The 1,502-nt window shown below is 36.8% G+C and carries 3 protein-coding genes; 2 read left to right on the top strand and 1 reads right to left on the bottom strand.

Annotated features, from left to right (window positions below; translation table 11 throughout):
* Nucleotides 1-237 precede the first annotated feature (237 nt).
* Both G337_RS0119325 and G337_RS0119320 read left to right on the top strand, forming a co-directional pair.
* Complete coding sequence (locus tag G337_RS0119325; RefSeq protein WP_028865308.1) at nt 238-489, top strand: type II toxin-antitoxin system Phd/YefM family antitoxin; 252 nt, start codon at nt 238-240, stop codon at nt 487-489.
* On the top strand, nt 486-746 hold the full coding sequence (locus G337_RS0119320) for a Txe/YoeB family addiction module toxin (RefSeq protein ID WP_028865307.1): 261 nt from the start codon (nt 486-488) through the stop codon (nt 744-746). Before G337_RS0119325 ends, G337_RS0119320 begins: the two co-directional genes overlap by 4 nt.
* Before the next feature lie 113 nt (nt 747-859).
* Here the strand turns inward: G337_RS0119320 and G337_RS0119315 are convergent, their stop codons facing one another.
* Nucleotides 860-1,387, bottom strand: coding sequence for a hypothetical protein (locus G337_RS0119315; protein ID WP_157619404.1), 528 nt, complete (start codon nt 1,385-1,387; stop codon nt 860-862).
* Nucleotides 1,388-1,502: the final 115 nt, after the last annotated feature.

Raw genomic sequence — 1,502 nt, 5'->3', positions numbered from 1 at the left:
ACTACTATTTACGAGTATTTCACCGTACGTTCCGGTTTCAAAACTACTTACTTAAAAACCGCGAAGCCAATCAAATTGAACGGCTTACTAACGCCGCAATAAACGGCATAAAATTGTTGGCTATAATTTGTGAGGCACGAACAAAAGCCAACTGTTTTTTGTCCGATTTAATTGCCTTGTTATGTGCCTTTAAGCTAAAATGTACAAATAAACGTACATGAACATTTTGGAGTTCACATGGATGCAATAAGCTACACATCAGCTAGAGCAAATTTAGCAAATACAATGGCACATGTTTGTAATGATCATGCACCAATTATTATTACTCGTAAAAGTGAAGATCCTGTAGTTATGATGTCTTTAGAAGACTATAACGCAATGCAGGAAACTACATATTTACTTAGATCACCGACAAATGCACGCGAACTTTTAGAATCTATTGCCGAACTTGAAGCAGGCAACGGAACTGAAAGAGAGCTAATAGAATGAAACTAACTTTTTCAACTAAAGCTTGGGAGCAATACCTTTACTGGCAAACTACAGACAAAAAGATACTTAAACGTATCAATTTGTTAATCAAAGATATTCAGCGAAACCCTACAGAAGGTATTGGGAAACCAGAACCTCTTAAGCATGGGTTATCAGGATACTGGTCTCGCCGCATCAATGACGAGCACCGAATCGTGTATAAAAATCAAAATGATACAATTCTGATTGCACAGCTACGCTATCATTACGGCACATAACGCCGCAAACAACAGCGCATAGGTTGGCGGTGTTTTTGCTGGCTTTTGTTTTTAGCAAAAACGGCGACAACCGTTATGCGTCTGCTTGATTTGCTTTGTTATGTTTAATTTATCTAGTACTCATCGTCATAGCCATCTTCGTAATCATCCCAACATGTTGGAAGTTCAACATAAAATCCAGCCATAGAAAATGCCTTTGAGAACACTACTGCTTTTAATTCGTCTACTGAACCAGAGCTAAATTCAAGGCCAACTTTAGAGTTGAGATCATCACAGTTCCCTGTACATAAATTTAGAGACATATATTGAGGGCATAATTCCCACGACTCTAACTCGCCTGAGCTACTTTCAATCCAAGGAAGATCTTTATTTTTAGTTAAAGTAGTAGATGATTGAAAAGCCACTTCTAAAGTCGTACCTTCAGGAAAAAAATCTAACAAATATTCAAAATGTTCCTTTTTAGAAAGTGGTTGCATTAAAGACTTTGTAAATTCAGGGCTTATGAGTTCAGAGAGTTTTTCTTTGAACTCGCTTTCTGATAACCCATCCATCTTTTCTATTTCATTAAAAGCACAAATTAACTTATATCCATCTTCTAATGTTTTTGGGGTTACATTAACAATAAAATTTGATTCTGACATTTCACGAACTCTCCATATAAACATAACGCCCCTGTTAAGGCGCAAAATATTGTTGGCTAAACTTGAGCGCAGCGAAAATAGCCAACTGTATTTTGTCGCACTTTAACGGCTTGTT

Source organism: Psychromonas aquimarina ATCC BAA-1526 (assembly GCF_000428725.1).
Taxonomy (GTDB): Bacteria; Pseudomonadota; Gammaproteobacteria; order Enterobacterales; family Psychromonadaceae; genus Psychromonas; species Psychromonas aquimarina.
Note: the sequence above shows the minus strand (reverse complement) of the source record. Positions and strands in the feature narration are given on the sequence as shown.